17 protein-coding genes are annotated in these 21,447 nt (G+C 70.4%); 12 read left to right on the top strand and 5 right to left on the bottom strand.

The genetic code is table 11. From position 1 onward, the window contains the following. Positions 1-55 precede the first annotated feature (55 nt). The gene (locus H9L17_RS13400; protein WP_187569921.1) at positions 56-1,399 is read right to left on the bottom strand and encodes a DEAD/DEAH box helicase; all 1,344 of its coding nucleotides are present in this window, start codon (positions 1,397-1,399) and stop codon (positions 56-58) included. Between the two features lie 330 nt (positions 1,400-1,729). Here H9L17_RS13400 and H9L17_RS13395 point away from each other — a divergent pair, with 330 nt between their 5' ends. Both H9L17_RS13395 and H9L17_RS13390 read left to right on the top strand, forming a co-directional pair. Beyond that, the gene (locus H9L17_RS13395) at positions 1,730-2,077 is read left to right on the top strand and encodes a hypothetical protein (RefSeq protein WP_187569920.1); all 348 of its coding nucleotides are present in this window, start codon (positions 1,730-1,732) and stop codon (positions 2,075-2,077) included. A 4-nt stretch (positions 2,078-2,081) separates the two neighbouring features. After that, positions 2,082-3,269 carry a low temperature requirement protein A gene (locus tag H9L17_RS13390; RefSeq protein WP_223158059.1) on the top strand — a complete coding sequence of 396 codons (1,188 nt, stop codon included), beginning with the start codon at positions 2,082-2,084 and terminating at the stop codon, positions 3,267-3,269. A gap of 4 nt (positions 3,270-3,273) precedes the next feature. Here the strand turns inward: H9L17_RS13390 and H9L17_RS13385 are convergent, their stop codons facing one another. From H9L17_RS13385 to H9L17_RS13370, 4 genes are all read right to left on the bottom strand, one after another. Beyond that, positions 3,274-3,687, bottom strand: coding sequence for a DUF1801 domain-containing protein (locus tag H9L17_RS13385; protein WP_187569919.1), 414 nt, complete (start codon positions 3,685-3,687; stop codon positions 3,274-3,276). A gap of 18 nt (positions 3,688-3,705) precedes the next feature. Further along, entirely contained in the window at positions 3,706-5,079 is a 1,374-nt protein-coding gene (locus H9L17_RS13380; protein WP_187569918.1) for an MBL fold metallo-hydrolase RNA specificity domain-containing protein, read from the bottom strand. A 63-nt stretch (positions 5,080-5,142) separates the two neighbouring features. Continuing rightward, positions 5,143-5,895, bottom strand: a complete 753-nt coding sequence (locus tag H9L17_RS13375) for a LytR/AlgR family response regulator transcription factor (protein WP_187569917.1) — start codon at positions 5,893-5,895, stop codon at positions 5,143-5,145. Next, positions 5,892-7,049 carry a sensor histidine kinase gene (locus H9L17_RS13370; protein ID WP_187569916.1) on the bottom strand — a complete coding sequence of 386 codons (1,158 nt, stop codon included), beginning with the start codon at positions 7,047-7,049 and terminating at the stop codon, positions 5,892-5,894. The genes H9L17_RS13375 and H9L17_RS13370 overlap by 4 nt, the downstream gene beginning before the upstream one ends. A gap of 147 nt (positions 7,050-7,196) precedes the next feature. On the opposite strand from H9L17_RS13370, the gene H9L17_RS13365 reads away from it, so the two are divergent. From H9L17_RS13365 to H9L17_RS13320, 10 genes are all read left to right on the top strand, one after another. Then, positions 7,197-10,271 carry a TonB-dependent receptor gene (locus H9L17_RS13365; protein WP_187569915.1) on the top strand — a complete coding sequence of 1,025 codons (3,075 nt, stop codon included), beginning with the start codon at positions 7,197-7,199 and terminating at the stop codon, positions 10,269-10,271. 3 nt (positions 10,272-10,274) lie between these two features. Beyond that, on the top strand, positions 10,275-10,790 hold the full coding sequence (locus tag H9L17_RS13360; RefSeq protein WP_187569914.1) for a DoxX family protein: 516 nt from the start codon (positions 10,275-10,277) through the stop codon (positions 10,788-10,790). Beyond that, positions 10,787-11,200, top strand: a complete 414-nt coding sequence (locus H9L17_RS13355) for a DoxX family protein (protein ID WP_187569913.1) — start codon at positions 10,787-10,789, stop codon at positions 11,198-11,200. The genes H9L17_RS13360 and H9L17_RS13355 overlap by 4 nt, the downstream gene beginning before the upstream one ends. 99 nt (positions 11,201-11,299) lie before the next feature. Beyond that, on the top strand, positions 11,300-12,700 hold the full coding sequence (locus tag H9L17_RS13350; RefSeq protein ID WP_187569912.1) for a M16 family metallopeptidase: 1,401 nt from the start codon (positions 11,300-11,302) through the stop codon (positions 12,698-12,700). Beyond that, the gene (locus H9L17_RS13345) at positions 12,697-14,103 is read left to right on the top strand and encodes a M16 family metallopeptidase (protein ID WP_187569911.1); all 1,407 of its coding nucleotides are present in this window, start codon (positions 12,697-12,699) and stop codon (positions 14,101-14,103) included. Before H9L17_RS13350 ends, H9L17_RS13345 begins: the two co-directional genes overlap by 4 nt. A 156-nt stretch (positions 14,104-14,259) precedes the next feature. Next, positions 14,260-16,338, top strand: a complete 2,079-nt coding sequence (locus tag H9L17_RS13340; RefSeq protein ID WP_187571972.1) for a M13 family metallopeptidase — start codon at positions 14,260-14,262, stop codon at positions 16,336-16,338. A gap of 171 nt (positions 16,339-16,509) precedes the next feature. Next, the gene (locus tag H9L17_RS13335) at positions 16,510-18,600 is read left to right on the top strand and encodes a M13 family metallopeptidase (RefSeq protein WP_425507427.1); all 2,091 of its coding nucleotides are present in this window, start codon (positions 16,510-16,512) and stop codon (positions 18,598-18,600) included. 153 nt (positions 18,601-18,753) lie between these two features. Further along, positions 18,754-18,942 (top strand): hypothetical protein, encoded by a 189-nt coding sequence (locus H9L17_RS13330; RefSeq protein WP_187569909.1) that lies wholly within the window; start codon positions 18,754-18,756, stop codon positions 18,940-18,942. A 52-nt stretch (positions 18,943-18,994) separates the two neighbouring features. After that, positions 18,995-19,465 (top strand): putative periplasmic lipoprotein, encoded by a 471-nt coding sequence (locus tag H9L17_RS13325; protein ID WP_187569908.1) that lies wholly within the window; start codon positions 18,995-18,997, stop codon positions 19,463-19,465. Positions 19,466-19,563: 98 nt separating this feature from the next. Further along, positions 19,564-21,357 (top strand): acyl-CoA dehydrogenase C-terminal domain-containing protein, encoded by a 1,794-nt coding sequence (locus tag H9L17_RS13320; RefSeq protein ID WP_187569907.1) that lies wholly within the window; start codon positions 19,564-19,566, stop codon positions 21,355-21,357. Positions 21,358-21,447 lie beyond the last annotated feature (90 nt).

Here is a 21,447-nt window from a genome sequence, read left to right as displayed (position 1 = left end):
GGGACACTAGCACCGATGCCGGCCGCCACGATAGCGGCCGGCGTCGGCATCGCGCTTACGAGCGCGAATCGCGCCGGGGCGCGCCCTGCCGGCCGCCGCGGCGCGCCGCGTCGCCACGCTGGCCTTCGCGCGCCGGCTTCGGCCCGGTGTGGGCGTGGGCGTGCGCTTCGGCGGTGCGCGGCTTGCCGTGCGGGCGGCGGGCGCGCGCCGGGCGCGGGCCGCGCGGGGCGTTGTCGAACGGTTTGGCGTCGCTGCGGATCGCGCGCGAGGGCTCGAAGCCCGGCACGGTCTCCATCGCGATCTCGCGGCCCAGCAGCTTCTGGATCTGGCGCAGCAGGTTGGCCTCGTCCGGCGACACCAGCGAGATGGCCTCGCCGGTCGCGCCGTTGCGGCCGGTACGGCCGATGCGATGCACATAGTCCTCGGCCACCATCGGCAGGTCGTGGTTGATGACCAGCGGCAGGTCCGGAATGTCGAGGCCGCGCGCGGCCACGTCGGTGGCGACCAGGATGCGGATCTTGCCGCTCTTGAACTCGTTCAGCGCCTTCTGGCGGGCGGCCTGGCTCTTGTTGCCATGGATCGCCAGCGCCGGCAGACCGGCCTTCTCCAACTGTTCCGCCAGGCGGTTGCAGCCGTGCTTGGTCTTGCCGAACACCAGCACCTGTTCGGTGTGGCGGCGGGCCAGGATGTCGACCAGCAGGTCGCGCTTCTTCGCGCTGTCCACCGGGTGCGCATGGTGGCTGATGGTCTCGATCACGGTGTTCTGCGCGGCCACCTGCACCTGCTGCGGCTCGCGCATGAACTCCAGCGCCAGCGCCTTGATGCGCGGCTCGAAGGTGGCCGAGAACAGCAGAGTCTGGCGCTGGTGCGGCACGTGCTTCATCACCCGCTTGATCGACGGCAGGAAGCCCATGTCGAGCATGCGGTCGGCCTCGTCCAGCACCAGCATCTGCACGTCGCCGAGCTTGCAGGTGCCGCGGTCGAGGTGGTCGATCAGCCGGCCCGGGCAGGCCACCAGCACGTCCACGCCGCGGCGGAACGCTTCCACCTGCGGCTGCATGCCGACGCCGCCGAACAGCGAGGTGACGTTGATGCGCAGATGCTTGGCGTAGGCGCGCAGGTTCTCGGTGATCTGCACCGCCAGCTCGCGGGTGGGGGTCAGCACCAGCACGCGCGGGCGGTGCAGGCCCTCGGGCTTGGGCAGCTCGGCCAGCTTCTGCAGCAGCGGCAGGCCGAACGCGGCGGTCTTGCCGGTGCCGGTCTGGGCGCCGCCGAGCACGTCGTGGCCGGCCAGGATCAGCGGGATGGCCTGCGCCTGGATCGGGGTGGGATTTTCGTAGCCGTAGTCGGCCAGCGCGCGCAGCAGCGCGGGCGCAAGGCCCAGGGTGTCGAACGACATGGGGGAACTCCTGTACATGGCTCGCGCCGGGCGCGAACCGGCCCGGGCGTTCCTGCCTGGACGAAGCCGTCCAGATCCGCGCCGCGGGCATGCGATGGCACGACGCCGGTCATCCGGGCCGTGTCTGCGCGACGAAAGGCGTACGGGGAAAAGAAAGCCGCGAAGGCGGCCGGCTCGATCAGGAAAACGCACCCTTCGCATAACGAGGGGCGATCAGCCGTGCGCAGAACCTGGCCATTCTACGCGAAAACCCGCGCCGCGCTGGCCCGCCCCTTCCGCGGTTCAGCCGGCCGTGACACTCTTGGCCGATTCTCCCGCACGGATCCCCGCATGAAGCCCGAAGTCCGCATCGCCCAATGGCTGCTGGCCGCCGTCTTTGTCGTCGCCGGCGGCTTCCGCCTTTGGCAGGCGCTGCACGGCGTGCCGACCGGCAACAACACCCTGCTGCTGAGCACCGCCGAGGTGCTGCTGGGCGTGCTGATCGCGGCCGGCTGGCAGCTGCGCGCGGTCACCCTGCTCGCCGCCGCCGCGCTGCTGGCCGACGCGGCGCTGTCGCATCCGTTCTGGAAGTTCTCCGGCGCCGCGCAGGCGGCGCAGCTGCTGCAGTTCATGAAGAACATGGGCCTGGTCGGCGGGCTGGTGCTGCTGTCCGGGGCCGGCGGCGCGAAGCGGCGCTGAGCCCATGCCGATGCGCCAGCGCATCCCGGTCCTGCGCGAACCCGGCGCGGAGCGCAGCCGGGTCGGCGAGGTCGAGCTGTTCTACGACCTCGTCTTCGTGTTCGCCATCACCCAGCTCTCGCACGGGCTGCTGGAGCAGCTGACCCCGCTGGGCGCGCTGCGCACCGGGCTGCTGTTCCTCGGCGTGTGGTGGATGTGGATCTACACGGCCTGGACGACCAACTGGCTCAATCCCGATTCGACCCCGGTGCGGCAGCTGCTGTTCGTGATGATGCTGCTGGGGCTGGCGATGTCGTCGGCGCTGCCGCTGGCCTTCGCCGGCAAGGGCCTGCTGTTCGCGCTGGCCTACGTCGCCCAGCACGCGCTGCGCACGCTGTACGTGGTGCGTGCGTTCGGCCCGCGCACGCCGCTGGGGCGCAACTTCCTGCGCATCCTGGTCTGGCTGGCGGCGTCCGGCGCGTGCTGGATCCTGGGCGGCCTGTCCGATCCGCTGCCGCGCATGGGCTGGTGGGTGGCGGCGCTCGCCATCGAGTTCCTGGGCCCGGTGTCGCTGTTCCGCGTACCCGGCCTAGGCGCCTCGTCCACCAGCGACTGGAAGGTCGATCCGCACCACATGGCCGAGCGCTGCGGCCTGTTCGTGATCATCGCGCTGGGCGAATCGCTGCTGGTCACCGGCGCGACCTTCGCCGGCCTGCCCTGGAACGGCCCGCAGGCGCTGGCCTTCCTCACCGCCTTCCTCGGCAGCGTGGCGATGTGGTGGGTGTATTTCGACACCGGCGCGGAGCGCGCCACCCGCCACTTCGAGCACGCCGAGGACCGCGGCAAGGTGGCGCGGCTGGCCTACACCTACCTGCACATCCCGATCATCGCCGGCATCGTGCTGTGCGCGGTCGCCGACGAACTGGTGCTGGCGCATCCCGACCACGCGACCGGCGCCGGCGTCGCCGCCATCCTCGGCGGCCCGTTCGTCTACCTGCTCGGCAACGCCCTGTTCAAGTGGGCGACCAATCCGCGCCCGCTGCCGCCGTTCTCGCACATGGCCGGGCTGGCGCTGCTGGGCGCGCTGGCGCCGTTCGCGTTCCGGCACGCGTTCAGCGCGCTCACGCTGGGGATGCTGACCACCGGCGTGATGATCCTGGTGGCGGTGTGGGAATGGCTGTCGCTGCACCGCCGGCCGGAGCCCGCGCACTGAACCGTCAGCGGATCCGCTTCGCTTCCATCGCCTCGACCGAGGCGTCGATCAGCCGGCGCAGCACCTGCGCGTCCACGTCGGCCATGCGCTTGACGTAGAGGCAGGCCTTGCCGGTCCGGTGCCTGCCCAGCTTGTCCAGCAGCGCGCCCGCATCGTCGAAGCCGGCCGTCAGGTACAGCACCAGCTCGTTCTTGCGCGGCGAGAAGCCGACCAGCGGCCATTCGTTGGTCTTGCCGGAGCTGACGTAGGCGTACTTGCCGAAGCCGACGATGCTGCCGCCCCACATCCTCGCCGGCTCGCCGGTGGCGGCCTGCATCATCGCGGAGACGGCCTCGCAGTCCTCGCGGCGTTCGCCCGGCTGCTGCGCGAGGAAGCCCGCGACGGACGCGTCGCCGGCCCTGGTCTTCGGTTCGCCCATCGTCGCGCCCTCCTTCGCCTAAACGTCCAGCGCCATGCCGGGCCGCGCCAGCAGCGCTTCCACGCCGTGGCGTTCGTGGATCTCGCCGGCCAGCGCCTCGCGGGCGATGTCCTCGCCGTGCACCAGCGCCAGCGGCGGCGACGGCGCGAAGCCGGCGTACCAGTCCAGCAGGCCCTGCTGGTCGGCGTGCGCGGACAGCCCGCCCACCGTGTGCCGATGCGCGTTGACGCGCACGTCGTGGCCGTGGATGCGCACCCAGCGCGCGCCCTCCACCAGCCGCCGGCCGATGGTGCCCTCGGCCTGGTAGCCGACGAACACGATGCGGGTCTGCCGGCGCGGCAGGTTCTGTCGCATGTGGTGGAGGATGCGGCCGCCGTTGGCCATGCCGTTGCCCGCGATGATGATCGCGCCGCCGTGCAGGCGGTTGATCGACATCGATTCCTCGGCGGTTTCGGTGACGCGCAGGTTGGGCAGGCGAAACGGGTTGGGCGTGCCGCGCCAGACTTCGCGCGCCTCGGCGTCGAACAGTTCGTGGTGGCGGTCGTAGACCTGCACCACCTTCGAGGCCATCGGGCTGTCGAGGTAGATGCGCCAGCGCGCCATGTCCCAGTCGTCCCAGTGGCGAGCGAACCAGTACAGCAGTTCCTGCGTGCGGCCCACCGCGAACGCCGGGATCAGCACGTTGCCGCGGTCCTTCCACGCGGCGTCGAGGATCTCGCCCAGCTCGTGCACCGTCTCGCTGCGCTGGCGGTGGTTGCGGTTGCCGTAGGTGGATTCCATCAGCAGCAGGTCGGCCTCGCGCACGGGCTCCGGGTCGCGCAGGATCGGCGTGCCCTTCATGCCGAGGTCGCCGGAGAACACCAGCTTGCGGCCGTCGGCCCACAGCTCGACGATGCTCGACCCGAGGATGTGGCCGGCGTCGCGGAAGGCGATCTCGACGCCCGGGAACAGCTCGGTGCGTGCGGCGTAGGGCAGCGGGCGCACCTGCTTCAGCGCGTCGCGCACGTCCTCGCGGGTGTACAGCGGCATCGCCTCCGGCTGACCGGGCTTGCGCTTGCGGTTGGCGCGCTCGGCATCGCTTTCCGCCAGCGAAGCCGAGTCCATCAGCATGATCGGCAGCAGGTCGGCGGTGGCGGCCTGGGCGTAGATCGGCCCGTCGAAGCCGGCCATGGTCAGCCGCGGCACCCGGCCGACGTGGTCGATGTGGGCGTGGCTGAGCACCAGCGCGTCGATGCCGGCAGCGTCGAACGGGAACGGCGCGAAGTTGCGCGCCTCGGCCTCCGGGCTGCCCTGCACCATGCCGCAGTCGATCAGGATGCGCCGGCCGGCCGCTTCGACGAGATGCATCGAGCCGGTGACCTCGCCGGCCGCGCCGTGGAAATGCACGCGCATGGGTCGCTCCGCTGTGGGGTGCGGGCAGGTTACCGCAGCGGCGCGGCATTCCGCGGCGGCGGCTCAGGCGTCGACATAGGCGGCCGGCTCCGCCGCCAGCCCCAGCGCGCCGCGCAGGGCGTCGCGGTAGCTGCGGCCGGAGACCAGGCGCAGGCCGCTGTGCAGGTTGACCCGGTAGCGGCCCGAGGCCAGCGGCTCCACTTCGCGGATCGCGTCGATGCGCACCACCGCCGAGCGATGGATGCGCAGGAAGCGCTGCGGGTCCAGCCGCGCGTGGAAGCCGCTGATGGTGTCGCGCAGGACGAAGCTGCGCTCCCCGACCTTCAGCTCGACGTAGTTGGCCTGCGCCAGCGCGCAGTCCAGTTCGTCCAGCTCCACCATCTGCATGCGCCGGCCGATCGGCAGCGCCAGTCGGCGCGGCACCGGCGCCGAAGCCGGGACCGGCGCATCGGCAACCAGCGCGCGCTGCGCGCGCTCCACCGCCTGCTGCAATCGCCCGGCGGCGATCGGCTTGAGCAGGTAGTCCACCGCCTGCACGTCGAAGGCGCGCACCGCGTGCTCCGCGTAGGCGGTGACGAACACCACCGCGCGCGGCCGCGCCACCACGTGCTCCAGCGCCTGGAAGCCGTCCGCGCCCGGCATCTGGATGTCGAGGAACAGCAGGTCGCAGGGGCAGTCCGGCAGCAGCTGCATCACCTCGATGCCGCTGGCGCATTCGGCCACCACCTCCAGGCCCGGCATCGCCGACAGCAGCCGGCGCAGCCGCAGGCGGGCCAGCGGTTCGTCGTCGGCGATGACCACGCGCAGCGCGGTCATCGCGCCGCCGCCTCGTCGAAGCGGAACGCGGGCGCGGGACCGTCGCGCAGGGACGCGCTCGCGCCCTGCGCATGCGGCAGGCGCAGGCTGACCCGGGTGCCACCGGCCTCGGTAGGCGCGATCATCAATGCCGCATCGGCGCCGTACAGCGCCTGCAGGCGCGCGCGAGTGTTGGCGAGGCCGATGCCGTGGCCCTCGATGTCGGGCTGGCCGTCGGCGCCGTCGTCCTCCACTTCCAGCCACAGCGCGCCCGGCACGAAACCGGCGGCGATGCGCAGGTTGCCGGGACGCAGGCGACGGGCGATGCCGTGCACCACCGCGTTCTCCACCAGCGGCTGCAGCAGCAGCGGCGGCACCGCTTCGTCCAGGCAGTCCTCGGCGACGTGCCAGTGCACCTGCAGGCGCTCACCCAGGCGCACTTTCTCGATGTCGAGGTATTGCGCCAGCAGTTCCAGTTCCTCGCGCAGCCCCACCCATTGCAGCCGCGAGCTGTCCAGGCTGCGCCGCAGCAACGCTGACAGGCCCACCAGCATGCGGTCGGCGCGGGCGGCGTCGTGGTGCACCAATTCGGCGATGGAGTTCAGCGCGTTGAACAGAAAATGCGGATTGAGCTGGGCGGAAATCGCGTCCAGCCGCGCCTGGGTCAGCCGCGCCTGCAGTTCGGCGGCGCGGCGCTCCTGCTCGCGCGCCTGGCCGGCGAACAGCAGCGCATGGGCGAGGCCGATCACCACCCAGCTGACCAGCACGTTGCTGTGCAGGCTGGTGGTCATCACGTCGGCCCAGAAATCCGGCGGCGCGTCGTACCACTGGATCCACGGGTCCAGCGCGTAGATGAACACCGCGCGCAGCACCACCGCCGCCAGCGCGGCCAGCATCAGCACGGTGCAGGCGCGCAACACGTTGCCGCGGCGGATCGGGAAGCGCACCACCAGCCAGAACAGGCCCACGGTCAGCGGCACCCAGCCCCACATGCCGACCAGACTGGTGCGCAGCACGTCGGACCAGGCGTAGGTCTTGCCCATGTCCGCCGCCATCGACATGGTCTGGAAGGCGTACAGCAGGCCGTAGGCCGTCCAGCCGGCGAAGGCTGACAGCCACAGCGGCCACCACGCGCGGCGCGGCGCGGGCTTCGGGATCGGGTCGTCGCGGTGCATGCGGCCACGCTACCCCCGCGCATTTCCGCCCGCAACGCCGCTGGTGGCGTTCGCCGCCGCGGGCGTGCGGTTCGTCCCTGCGCGCTTGCCGCGCCGCACGGGCGCGGCCAGCTTCGCCCCGTCGTCACCAACCACCGGGGAACCCGCATGCCTGCCTCCATCCACAGCAACCGCTGCAAACGCACCGCCCTCTGCCTGGCGCTGGCCGCCGGCCTCGGCCTCGCCGGACTCGCTTCCGCGCAGAGCAACGCCGCCGGCGCCATCTACGGACGCGCCGCGCAGGGCGACACGGTGACCATCGAGAATCCCGCCACCGGCTTCCGCCGCGAACTCACGGTCGGCGCCGACGGCAACTTCCGCGCGCCGCAGACGCCGTCCGGCAGCTACACGGTGACGCTGCGCCGCGCCGACGGCAGCGTGCGCGTGCGCGAACGCGTGGCGGTGAGCGTCGGCACCGGCACCCAGGTGGACTTCGGCGGCGGCGACGCCACCACGCTGGACGCGGTGACGGTGACCGCCGGCGCCATCAACCCGGTGGACGTCTCCTCGGTGGAATCCACCACCATCCTCAGCGCGCAGCAGATCGCCAGCATCCCGGTGGCGCGCGACGCCACCAGTGTCGCCCTGCTCGCGCCCGGCACCGTGCGCGGCGACGCCGCGTTCGGCAACCTGGCCTCGTTCGGCGGTTCCTCGGTGGCGGAGAACGCCTACTACGTCAACGGCTTCAACATCACCAACGCGTTCAACAACCTCGCCTTCGCGCAGATCCCGTTCGAGGCGATCGCCGAGCAGCAGGTCAAGACCGGCGGCTACGGCGCGGAGTTCGGTCGTTCCACCGGCGGCGTGGTCAACCTGATCACCAAGCGCGGCACCAACGACTTCGAAGCCGGCGGCGCGGCGTACTGGACGCCGTCGTCGCTGTCCGGCAGAACGCCGGACATCCACCTCAACAACGGCGACCTGCTGGAAGACAACGCGAAGGACGACGCCGAGCAGTCGAGCGTCGCGCTGTGGGCCGGCGGCGCGCTGGTCAAGGATCGCCTGTTCGCCTGGGGCATCGCGCAGTTCGCGCGCAACCAAACCGACGCTTGGGGCGACGTCAACGCCGGCCGCAACACCGCGGCGCGCACGCGCTCGCCGACCTGGCTGCTGAAGCTGGACTGGAACATCAGCGAGAACCACCTGCTGGAGCTGACCAGCTTCTCCGACACCGCCCGCACCACCCGGACCGTGTACGGCAACGGCGAGGGCGCGCTCGACCGCACCGGCGTGCTCGGCACCGTGCATACCGAGCAGGGCGGCACCAGCCACGCGCTGAAGTACACCGGCTACCTGAGCGACGACTTCACCCTGTCCGCGCTGTACGGCTACGGGAAATTCTCGCGCAGCATCTACGGCATCTCCGCCAACGGCACCCGCCAGGAATGGTCGGGCGACCTCGACGCGCCCGACACCGGCTGCCCGGTGATCGTGGACCAGCGCCTGTCCACCCTGCTCGGCGCGACGCCGGCGATCCACGGCTGCGACTTCATCGGCGGCACGCTCGGCCGGCCCGACGCCGGCGACACCCGCCGCCAGTTCCGCGTCGACGCCGAATGGCAGCTCGGCGATCACCAATTGCGCTTCGGCTACGACGCCGACCGCTTCACCTCGGTGGCCGGCGGCGCGGTCGAGGGCGGCCAGGTCTGGACCTACGCCACCATCGACCCGGACGGCGTGCCGCTGAACGGCGACGACACCGACTTCGCGGTCAACGTGGTGTTCAAGAACGGCGCCACCGTGGACGTGAACCAGCGCGCCTTCTACGTCGAGGACAGCTGGCAGGTCACGCCGAACTTCCTCGCCTACGCCGGCCTGCGCTGGGACAGCTTCGAGAACAGGAACGGGCTGGGCCAGGCCTACGTCTCCATCGACAACCAGCTCGGCCCGCGCCTGGGCTTCGCCTGGGACGTCAACGGCGACGCCTCGTTCAAGGTGTTCGGCAACGCCGGCCGCTACGCGCTGCCGCTGACCGCCACGGTGGCGGTGCGCGGCGCCAGCGCCTCGATCTTCAGCCAGCAGCTGTTCTTCTACGACAGCGTCGATCCCGCCACCGGCGCGCCGGTCGGGGCGACGCCGTTCACCCCGGTGACCTACCTCAACAACGAGTTCGGCGCGAACAAGGACCCGCGCACCATCGCCTCCGAGAACCTGCAGCCGATGTACCAGGACGAATACATCCTCGGCTTCCAGCAGCGGATGGGCGAGCACTGGTCGCTCGGCCTGCGCGCGGTGCACCGCAAGCTGCAGCGCGCCATCGACGACAACTGCGACGAGCGCGCGATCTACGACTGGGCGCTGGGCAACGGCTTCGTCGATCCCGACGGCGACCCGTTCCAGGCGCCCGAGGACAGCACCGTCCCCAGGGAGATCGCCTTCGTCAATCCGGGCTTCACCTTCTGCCACCTCTACAACCCCGGCAGCGACGGCATCTTCAACATCGACATCGACGGCGACGGCACGCTGGAGAAGGTGACCATCGACGCCGATACGCTGGGCCCGAAGGCCAAGCGCACCTATTCGGCGGCCGAGTTCTTCTTCGAGGGCCACTGGGACAGGCTGTTCCTGCAAGGCTCCTACACCTGGGCGCGCAGCAACGGCAACACCGAGGGCGGGGTGAAGTCCGACATCGGCCAGGCCGACACCGGCACCACCCAGGACTTCGACTACCGCGAACTGATGCTGGGCGCGTACGGCCCGCTGCCGAACGACCGCCGCCACACGCTCAAGCTGTTCGGCAACTACGAGTTCAACGAGCGCTGGTCGGTGGGCGGCAACCTGCTGCTGCAGTCGGGGCGGCCGATCAACTGCTTCGGCGTGTACGGCAGCGACCCGCTGCACTACGGCGCCTCGTATTTCTCGTGCAGCGACGCGCCGGGCAGCGACGACGACGGCGACGGCGTGCTCGACAACGGCACCGACGTGGTGGCGCGCGGCGGCGGCGGGCGCACGCCGTGGCAGCGCCAGCTCGACCTCAATGTGGCGTGGAAGCCGGCGTTCGCCGACGGCCGGCTGACCCTCAAGCTGGACGTGTTCAACGTGTTCGACACGCGCACGGTCACCAGCGTGGTCGAGACCGCCGAGACCAACGAGGGCAGCCCGCTGTTCGGCACCGTGTACAAGGTGCCGACCGGCTTCCAGGCGCCGCGCGCGGTGCGCTTCATGGTCCAGTACGCCTTCTGAGCGATGGGCGCGATCCACCCCCGGGAACCGCGGGACAGGCCGGCATCGTCCCGCGGTTTTTTTCTTCCGCCGCCCGCGCTGTCCCGGCTGGCGCGCGGCTACCCGTGGTGGCCGCTGCCCGACGCGCTGCGGCTGCTGCGCATCGTCACCGCCCTGCTGTTCATGGCGCACGCGTCGATGCGCTTCGTCTACGCCAGCATCCCGCAGTTCTCGCGGTTCATGGAGGCGCACGGCTTCCCGCACGGCGAACTCTGGGTGCTGGCGATCACCGCCTACGAACTGGGCGCGGGCACCCTGCTGCTGCTCGACCGCGGCGTGCGCTGGGCGGCCACCGGCCTGGCGGTCATCGCCGCCACCGGCATCTGGCTGATCCACCGCCACAGCGGCTGGTTCGTGGGCGAACACGGCGTCGGCGGCAGCGAGTACAGCGTGGCGCTGCTGGCGATGCTGCTGGTGGTGGCCGCGAACGACGCCGCGCGCGCGGACCGCCTCTCTTCGTCGAACAAGGAACCGGCATGAATGACCTCCCCGCCCCGCCCGACCGCGCGCTGCTCGGCTTCCGCCTGCTGCTGGCCCTGCTGATCGGCATCCACGGCTGGTACCGCCTGCTGCACGGCGGCAGCCCGGTGTTCGGCGAATGGCTGCAAGGCCAAGGCGTCCCGCTGCCGTACGCCGTGGCCTGGGGCGTGACCCTCGGCGAGATCGCCGGCTCGGCCTGCCTCGCGCTCGGCCTGTGGGTGCGCCCGTTCGCGCTGCTGTTCATCGGCATCTACGCGATGGGCATCGTCCTGGTGCACGCGCCGGACGGCTGGTTCGTGGTCGGCGCCGGCCGCAACGGCATGGAGTACAGCGTGCTGCTGATCGGCGGGCTGGCGCTGGTGGCGATGCGCGTCCGCGCGCCGCTGTGGCGGGCGATGTCGCGCCGCTGACGCGCCCGCGCCGGAACGCCGGAGCCGCACGACTTCCGGCAGGTGACGCCAGCGGGCGGTTTCGGGCATGGTGGGCGGGTACCAATACCGGGAATCCCCATGCGCCTTCTGCCCCTCGCCTGCGCGCTCGCGCTGGGCCTGAGTTCCGCGGCGTCCGCCGCCGCACCCGCCTCCCCGCCCGCCGCCAAGGTGCCGGGCAGCGAGGCCATCGCCAGCAAGACCCTGGCCAACGGCCTGAAGATCGTGGTCTGGCCGGACCACGACATCCCCAACGCCAACTACTACACCTTCTACAAGGTCGGCAGCCGCAACGAGCACGCCGGCATCACCGGGCTGGCGCACTTCTTCGAACACATGATGTTCAACGGCACCACCCGCCGGAAGCCGGGCGAGTTCGACCGCACCATGGAAGCCGCCGGCGGCAGCAACAACGCCAGCACCAGCAACGACCTGACCATCTACACCGACTGGTTCCCGTCCAGCGCGCTGGAGACGATCTTCGACCTCGAAGGCGACCGCATGGCCAACCTGGCCTTCGTTCCCGAGGTGGTGGAGAGCGAGCGCGGCGTGGTCTACAGCGAGCGCCGCTCCAGCGTCGACAACGACAGCATGGGCACGCTGATGGAGCAGATGCAGGCCACCGCCTACGTCGCCCATCCCTACCAGATCCCGACCATCGGCTGGCCCAGCGACATCGAGCACTGGAAGAGCGACGACCTCAAGCAGTTCTTCAAGACCTACTACGCGCCGAACAACGCGGTACTGGTGGTGGCGGGCGACGTCGAGCCGGCGCAGGTGTTCGCGATGGCCGACAAGTACTTGGCCGCGCTGCCGCGCCAGCCGGAGCCGACTCCGATCACCACCGTCGAACCCGAGCAGCTGGGCGAGCGCCGGCTGGTGGTGGAGCGCGCCGACGCGCAGTCGCCGATCGTCGCCTACGCCTTCCACAGCGGCATCGGCGCGGGCAGCAAGGACTACCCGACGCTGGAACTGCTGACCACGATCCTGGCCGAAGGCGAATCCTCGCGCCTGAACCAGCGCCTGGTCGAGAAGGAGCAGGCGGCGGTGGAGGCCGGCGCGTTCGCCGAAGCCGGCTTCGACCCCGGCCTGCTGTGGGTCTACGCGATGCTGCCGCCGGGCGGCGACATGGCGAAGGCGGAAACCCTGCTGGACGACGAACTGGCGAAGATCGCCCGCGACGGCGTGACCGCCGCCGAGCTGGACAAGGCGCGCAACCTCAAGCTGTCCGAGTTCTGGCGCGGCATGGCCACCATCAACGGCAAGGCGCGCGCGCTGGGCACCGCCGAGGTGTTCGAGGGCGACTACCGCAAGGCGTTCGACGAACCGGCCGCCTTCGAGACCGTCACCGCCGCCCAGGTGCAGGCGCTGGCCGCGAAGATCCTGCGCACGCAGAACCGCACCACCGGCCTGCTGAAACCCGTCGCCGCGCCCGCCGCCAACAAGGCGCCCGCAGCCAACAACAAGGAGGGCGCACGATGAGCCGCCTGCGTTTCGTTCTCGCGGCGCTGGCCGCGTTCGCGTTCGGCAGTGCATCTGCTGCCCCCGCTTCCAACCAGAACGTCAAGCTGCCCGACTACCAGACCGTGCAGCTCGACAACGGCGCCACCCTGCTGCTGACCCCGCGCAAGGACGTGCCGATGGTCGCCGCCACCGTGCTGGTGCGCGGCGGCTCGCTGGCCGACCCGGCCGGCAAGGAAGGCACCGCCGACCTGCTGGCGGAAATGCTGTCCAAGGGCGCGGGCGAGCGCGACGCGCTGGCGTTCGCGCAGGCCGTGGACGGCGCCGGCGGCAGCCTGAACTTCGGCAGCTCGGCCGAGGCGATCAGCGCCAGCGCGCAGTTCCTATCCAAGGACACCGGGCTGATGCTGTCGCTGCTGGCCGACGCGCTGCTGCGGCCGAAGATGGACCCGGCCGAGTTCGACAAGCTGCGCAAGCACGCCATCGACGGCATCGCCGCCGCCAAGGACTCCGACCCGCGCCGGCTGATCGGCCAGTACTCCGGCGGCTGGCTGTTCCGCGGCCATCCCTACGGCCGCCCGGCCAGCGGCGACGAGACCAGCCTCGCCACCATCGCGCTGACCGATTTGCAGGCGTTCCGCGGCCAGCAGATGGGCGGCGACCGCCTGATCGTCTCGATCGCCGGCGACTTCGATCCCGCCGCCGTCACCGCGCAGGTGAAGCAGGCGTTCGGCGGCTGGGCGAAGGCGCAGGGCGCGCTGCCGCAGGCGACCGCCAAGGCGAAGGAAACCGGCCGCCGCGTGCTGCTGGTGGACAAGCCGGGCGCCACCCAGACCTACTTCTCGCTGGTCAACGTCGGCAGCCAGCGCGACGACGCGGCCCGCGCCGCGCAGGACCTGGTGCAGACCGCGTTCGGCGGGCGCTTCACCTCGATGCTCAACACCGAGCTGCGGGTGAAGTCCGGCCTGACCTACGGCGCCAGCTCGCAGATCCAGCGTCCGCGCCTGCCGGGCGCGGCGGCGATCACCAGCTTCACCAAGACCGATTCGACCAAGGCCGCCATCGACCTCGCCATCGCCACCCTCGACCGCCTGCACAAGGACGGCCTGGACGCCGCCACCCTGCAATCGGCGAAGAACTACATCGCCGGGCAGTTCGCCCCCGGCATGGAAACCGCCCCGCAGCTGGCCGGCGCCATCGCCTGGCTGACCCTGTACGGCGACGGCCGCGACTACATCGACGGCTATCTGGGCCAGGTCGCCGCCGCCACGCCGGAGCAGGTCGCGGCGGCGCGCGCGGTGTTCCCTGCCAGCCAGGACCTGGTGATCGTCGCCATCGGCGACGCCGCCAAGATCCGCGGCGTGATGAAGGGCTACGGCCCGCTGACCGAGATGAAGCTGACCGATCCGCGCTTCTCGCCCTGAGGCGCCGCCCGTCGGCGGGCGCCGGAGGCATGACCTCCGGCACCCCCCGCCTTCCGGGCCGAACCGATACAGTCCGAAGACGCGGCCTTGTGCCGCGTCTTTTTTTCTCTCTCCATCCGCCCGCCGGAGCCGTTGCCCGTGAAAACCCCGAAGTTCCTGCTGTTGTCCCTCGCCATCACCGCGGCGCTGAGCGCCTGCCAGAAGCCCGCCGCACCCGCCGATACCGGCGCCGCCAAGGCCGACGCCCCCGCCGCGCAGCCCGACCTGCCGCCGCTGGCCGCGTTCAACGTGGCCGACCTCGACACCAGCAAGAACGCCTGCACCAATCTCGCCGACTTCGTGAACAGCAAGTGGTTGGCCGCCAACCCTGTGCCGGGCGACAAGACCAGCTGGGGCAGCTTCGAGATGCTCGACGAGCGCTCCGAGGCCGCCAGCAAGGGCATCGCCGAAGCCGCCGCCGCGAAGAAGGACGCCGGCGGCATCGAGAAGCTGATCGGCGACCTGTACGCCACCGGCATGGACGAGGCCAAGATCGAGGCCGCCGGCATCGCGCCGATCCAGCCGCAGCTCGACCGCATCGCCGCGCTGAAGACCCCGGCCGACATCGCCCAGTACCTGCGCGACGAATTCGCCGCCGGCCGCGGCGAGGTGTTCAGCTTCGGCGCCGAATCCGACTTCAAGAACTCCAGCCAGAAGATCGGATACGCCTTCCAGGGCGGGCTGTCGCTGCCGGAGAAGGCCTACTACCTGGAGGACGGCCCGGACGGCAAGTACAAGACGATCCGCGAGGCGTTCGTGAAGCACGTCTCGAAGCAGCTCCAGAACGCCGGCGTCGCCGCCGCCGACGCGGACGCGCAGGCCGCCGACGTGCTGGCCTTCGAGACCCGCCTCGCCAAGGCCTCGCTGTCGCCGATCGAGCTGCGCAACCCGAACAACCAGTACCACTTCGTGAGCATGGCCGACGCCGACAAGGCCTCGCCCAACTTCCCGTGGTCGGAGTTCTTCAAGGCCAACGGCGTGAGCGCCGACGGCTTCTCGCTGTCGCAGCCGAAGTTCTTCGCCGAGTTCGACAAGATGCTGGCCGACGTGCCGGCGGCGCAGTGGCAGGCCTACCTGCGGATCAACGCCATCGACGGCATGGCGCCGTTCCTGGCCGCGAAGTTCGGCGACGAGCGCTTCGACTTCTTCTCCCGCACCCTGCGCGGCCAGAAGGAGCAGAAGGCGCGCTGGAAGCGCGTGATGGACACCGTGGAAGGCAGCGCCGGCGAGGCACTGGGCCAGCTGTACGTGAAGCAGTACTTCCCGGCCGAGTCCAAGGCGCAGATGGAAACCCTGGTGCAGAACCTGCGCGACGCGCTGAAGGCGCGCATCGAGAAGCTGGACTGGATGAGCGCCGAGACCAAGGCCAAGGCGATGGAGAAGTGGGCCAGCTTCACGCCCAAGATCGGCTACCCGGACAAGTGGCGCAGCTGGGACGGCCTGGCCACCGGCCGCGACGGCTACGTGCAGAACATCATGGCCGCAGCGAAGTTCAACCACGCCTGGGACATGGCCAAGATCGGCAAGCCGGTGGACCGCAGCGAATGGGGCATGACCCCGCAGACGGTCAACGCCTACTACAACCCGCTGATGAACGAGATCGTGTTCCCGGCGGCGATCCTGCAGCCGCCCTTCTTCGACCCGAAGGCCGACCCGGCGCTGAACTACGGCGGCATCGGCGCGGTGATCGGCCACGAGATGCTGCACGGCTACGACGACCAGGGCAGCCAGTTCGACGCCAAGGGCAACTTCAACAACTGGTGGACGAAGGCGGACATGACCGGCTTCCAGTCGCGCACCGCGCGCCTGGTCAAGCAGTTCGACGACTACGTGGCGATCGACGACCTGCACGTGAAGGGCGAGCTGACCCTGGGCGAGAACATCGCCGACCTGGGCGGCCTGAACGTGTCGTGGGACGCCTACCAGAACGCGCTGAAGGCGGCCGGCAAGAGCGGCGACGACAAGATCGACGGCTACAGCGAGAACCAGCGCTTCTACATGAACTGGGCCACCGTCTGGCGCCGCAACTTCACCCCGGACGAACTGAAGGTGCGCCTGAACACCGACCCGCACGCCCCGGCCAACTTCCGCGCCATCGGCGCGCCGAGCAACATGCCGGCGTTCGCCCAGGCGTTCGGCTGCAAGGCCGGCGACGCGATGGTGCGCGAGGGCGACAAGCAGGTCGCGATCTGGTGATCCCGCGCCTTCCGTCGTGAAGGCGCCACCCGTCGGCGGGCGCCGGAGGCCCATGACCTCCGGCACCCGCCCGCCCACGGGCCAGTCGATACAGTCCGAAGACGCGGCCAGGTGCCGCGTCTTTTTTTCGCCGCCACCGCCGGAGCCGCCGCCGTGAACACGCCCAGATACCTGCTGCTGTCCCTCGCCATCACCGCGGCGCTGGCCGCCTGCCAGAAACCCGCCGCCGCGCCGGACGCCGCCCAGGCCGCCGCCGCCAAGCCCGACGCCGCCGCGTATTCGCTGGACGACGCCAAGCTGCCGCCCTACATCCGCTTCCAGGCCGGCGACCTCGACGCCGCCAGGAACGTCTGCGCCGACTTCAACGGCTTCGTCAACGCCAAGTGGTATTCGGCGAACCCGATCCCGGGCGACCGCAGCAGCTGGGGCGGCTTCGACGCGCTGGCCGAGCGCTCGCTGGCGGTGCAGCACCAGCTGGCCGAGCAGGCCGCGGCCAAAGCCGGCGCGACCGGCGTGGACAAGCTGGTCGGCGACTTCTGGGCCACCGGCATGGACGAAGCCAAGATCAACGCGCAGGGCATCGAGCCGCTGAAGCCGGAGCTGGCCGCGATCGACGCGCTGACCGACGGCGCCTCCGTCGCAGACTACCTGCGCACCAGCGCGGCGCAGGGCCAAAACGTGCTGTTCGACTTCGGGCCCGAGGCCGACTTCAAGGACTCGTCGATGAACATCGCCTACGCCACGCAGGGCGGCCTGGGCCTGCCGGAGCGCGGCTACTACTTCGACAAGGACAAGGCCGACAAGCTGGCCGCCTACGAGACGCACGTCGCCAAGGTGCTGGAGCTGTCCGGCGTGCCGGCGGCCGACGCGGCCAGGCAGGCCAAGGCGGTGGTCGCGTTCGAGACGCGCCTGGCCAAGGTGTCGATCGGCGCCGAGCAGCTGAACCGCGACGTCTCGCTGTACTACAAGCCGATCTCGCCGGCCGACGCCGACAAGCTGACCCCGAACTTCCCGTGGACCAAGTTCTTCGAATCGCAGGGCGTCGCCGTGCCGGCGATGTTCTCGCTGGCGATGCCGGACTTCCACAAGGAAGTGAGCAAGATGATCGGCGACACCCCGGTGGACGCCTGGAAGGCCTACCTGCGCTACCACGCCGTCGACGACGCCTCGCCCTACCTGAGCGATGCGTTCGCGCAGGAATCGTTCGAGTTCCACAACAAGACCATGGCCGGGCAGAAGGAACAGAAGGCGCGCTGGAAGCGCGTGCTGGGCGCGGTCAACCGCAACGTGGGCGAGGCCTTCGGCCAGCTGTACGTGAAGGTCGCGTTCCCGCCGGAAGCCAAGGCGAAGATGGAAACCCTGGTGGGCAACCTGCAGGTCGCGCTGAAGGCGCGCATCGAAAAGCTCGACTGGATGAGCCCCGACACGAAGCAGAAGGCGCTGGCGAAGCTGGGCACGTTCAAGTCGAAGATCGGCTATCCGGACAAGTGGCGCGACTGGAACGGCCTGACCACCGGCCGCGACAGCTACTACGGCAACGTGCAGGCCGCCAACGCGTTCAACTACAAATGGCAGCTCGGCAAGATCGGCAAGCCGGTGGACAAGACCGAATGGGGCATGACCCCGCAGCTGGTGAACGCGCAGTACAACCCGCTCAACAACGACATCACCTTCCCCGCCGCGATCCTGCAGCCGCCGTTCTTCGACCCGAACGCCGACGACGCGATGAACTACGGCGGCATCGGCGCGGTGATCGGCCACGAGATGATCCACGGCTACGACGACCAGGGCAGCCGCTTCGGGCCGACCGGCAACTTCGAGAACTGGTGGACGGAGGCCGACGCCAAGGGCTTCGCCGGCCGCACCGACAAGCTGGTGCAGCAGTTCAACGGCTACGAGGCTCTGCCCGGCCTGCACGTCAACGGCAAGCTGACCCTGGGCGAGAACATCGCCGACCTGGGCGGCCTGAACGTGGCCTGGGACGCGATGCAGAAGGCGCTGGCCGACGCCGGCAAGAAAGGCAGCGACAAGATCGACGGCTACACCGAGGAGCAGCGCTTCTTCCTGAGCTTCGGCACGATCTGGCGCGACCAGATGACGCCGGACTTCATGAAGCTGATCGTCAACAGCAACGAGCACGCCCCCGGCACCTTCCGCGCCATCGGCGCGCCGAGCAACATGCCGGCGTTCGCGCAGGCGTTCGGCTGCAAGGCCGGCGACGCGATGGTGCGCGACGGCGACAAGCAGGTCGTGATCTGGTGATCCGCCGCGCGATGTAGAGCGAAGAAGGCCCGGCTTGTCCGGGCCTTCTTCTTTCCGCGCACGCGATCCTCCGGGGAAGCGACGCGCACGTCCGGCAGGTGCCGAGCGGCCCGCCGCGGGTGTATGGTCGCCGTTTCGCCAGGGGAACCCCGCATGGACATCCACGACATCGCCCTGAACCTGTTCGCCCAGCTCGTCGGCGCGCCGCGCAGCGCCCCGCTGGACGACGCGGCGCGCATCGAGCTGGGGCGCGAGGCCTACCGCTGCGCCGAGGCCTTCATCGCCGCCAAGGACCTGTACATCCGCGAACAGCCCGCCGGCGGCATGGAAGCCGGCTACTGATCCGCCCGCGCGCGGCGGGTATGCTGCCGCGATCCCCTTCCGGAGTCCGCGCATGATCCGTCGGCTTGCCTGCATCGCCGCTTTCGCCCTCCTGCTGGCCGGCTGCGGCAGCGGCCCGGTGCGCCGGGTGTCCGAACCGGCGGCCAGCATCCAGCAGATCACCGTGCGCGCCGACGGCCGCTGGGACGTGGCGCTGCGCCTCAACAACTTCAGCAGCATGGCGATGCGCTTCGACAGCACCGCGCTGGAGATCGCCTTCGACAACGGCAGCGCGGCGCGGCTGGACCTGCAGCCGGCGCTGGACATCGGGCCGGAATCGGCCGACGTGCACACCGCCACCGTCGAACCGCTGCCGGCCGGCCGCGCGCGCATCGCCAGCGCGCTGGCCGACGGCCGCGGCCTGTCCTACACCCTGCGCGGCAGCGTCACCGCCACCCCGCTGGGCGGCAAGCAGAAGCGCTGGGACATCAAGCGCGAGAGCGCGCTGTCGCCGGTGCCGGGGCTGCCCGGCGCGCTGCGCTGACCGCCCGCGCCGGGGCCGTTCCGGCCCACCATACGCTGTAGTATGCTCACGCTTCCAGCGGGCCGAACGGCGGCCCGCGCGCGCCGGGAACGCATCGCATGAGCAGCTACAAGGCCCCCCTCGACGATCTCCGCTTCGCCCTCTACGACGTGCTGGGCGCGGAAGCCCTGTTCCAGCAGCTCGGCTTCGCCGACGCCAACCGCGAGCTGGTCGATGCCGTGCTGGACGAAGCCGCGCGCTTCACCGAGACCGTACTGGCCCCGCTCAACCGGATCGGCGACGAGATCGGCTGCAAGTACGACAAGGCCACCGGCGACGTCGCCCCGCCGCCCGGCTTCAAGCAGGCGTTCGACCAGTTCGTCGAAGGCGGCTGGACCGGCCTGACCAACGACCCGCAGCACGGCGGCCAGGGCATGCCCGCGCTGCTTGGCGGCGTGCTGACCGAACTGGTGGACAGCGCCAACCTGGCCTGGGGCAACTTCCCGATGCTCAGCCACGGCGCGGTCAAGGCGCTGGAGACCTACGGCGAGGACTGGCAGCAGAAGGTGTTCCTGGAGCCGCTGGTGGCCGGCACCTGGACCGGCACCATGTGCCTGACCGAGCCGCACTGCGGCACCGACCTCGGCCTGCTCAAGACCCGCGCGGAGCCCGTCGCCGACGGCAAGTACGCGATCACCGGCACCAAGATCTTCATCACCGCCGGCGAGCACGACCTCGTCCCCAACATCGTCCACCTGGTGCTGGCCAAGCTGCCGGACGCCCCGGCCGGCGCCAAGGGCATCTCGCTGTTCGTGGTGCCGAAGTTCAAGGTGGCGCGCGACGGCGCGGTCGGCGAGCGCAACGCGGTGCGCTGCGGCGCGATCGAGCACAAGATGGGCATCCACGGCTCCGCCACCTGCGTGATGAACTTCGACGGCGCCGAGGGCTACCTGCTCGGCCAGCCGCACAAGGGCCTGCAGGCGATGTTCGTGATGATGAACTCGGCCCGCCTCGGCGTCGGCGTGCAGGGCCTGGGCCTGTCCGAACGCGCCTACCAGAACGCGCTGCGCTACGCCCGCGAGCGGTTGCAGTCGCGCTCGCTGTCCGGCCCGAAGTACCCGGACAAGCCGGCCGACCCGATCCTGGTGCAGCCCGACGTGCGCCGCATGCTGCTGGCGCAGAAGGCGCTGGTCGAAGGCGGCCGGCTGCTGTCGATGCATGCCTACTCGCTGCTGGACGCCGCCGAGAAGGCCGCCGATCCCGCCGAACGCGAACGCGCGCACACGCTGGTCAGCTTCCTCACCCCGATCTCCAAGGCCTGCCTGACCGAGTGGGCGATCGAGAACACCTACAACGCGGTGCAGTGCTTCGGCGGCCACGGCTACATCGCCGAGCACGGCATGGAGCAACTGGCGCGCGACGCCCGCATCACCACGCTGTACGAAGGCACCACCGGCATCCAGTCGCTCGACCTGATCGGCCGCAAGACCGCGGCGACGCAGGGCGCGGGGCTGAAGCTGTTCCTCGCCGAAGTGGAAGCGTTCGCCAAGCAGCACGAAGGCGACGCGGCGCTGGCCGAGTTCATCGCCCCGCTGCGCGCCAAGTGCGGCGAGTGGGGCAAGCTCACCATCGAGACGCTGACCCGCGCCGCAGCCAACCCGGAAGAACTGGGCGCGGCCAGCACCGACTACCTGTTCTACTCCGGCTACGTGGTGCTGGCCTACTGGTGGGCGCGCAGCGTCGCCGCGGCCAACGCGTCCGACCACCCGCAGGCGTTCAAGGACGCCAAGCGCGACACCGCCCGCTTCTACTTCGCCCGCATCCTGCCGCGCACGCTGGCGCACAAGGCCGCGATCGAAAGCGGCGCGGACACGCTGATGGCGCTGGCGGACGAGGGCTTCGGCGCGGCATAAACGCCCGGGATCACTCCGCAGGAACGCCTCAACCCGTCATTCCCGCGAAAGCGGGCAATGACGGGCTTGCTGCTTCACGCCATCGAAGTA

The sequence above is a fragment of the Thermomonas brevis genome, assembly GCF_014395425.1.
GTDB lineage: Bacteria > Pseudomonadota > Gammaproteobacteria > Xanthomonadales > Xanthomonadaceae > Thermomonas > Thermomonas brevis.
Note: the sequence above shows the minus strand (reverse complement) of the source record. Positions and strands in the feature narration are given on the sequence as shown.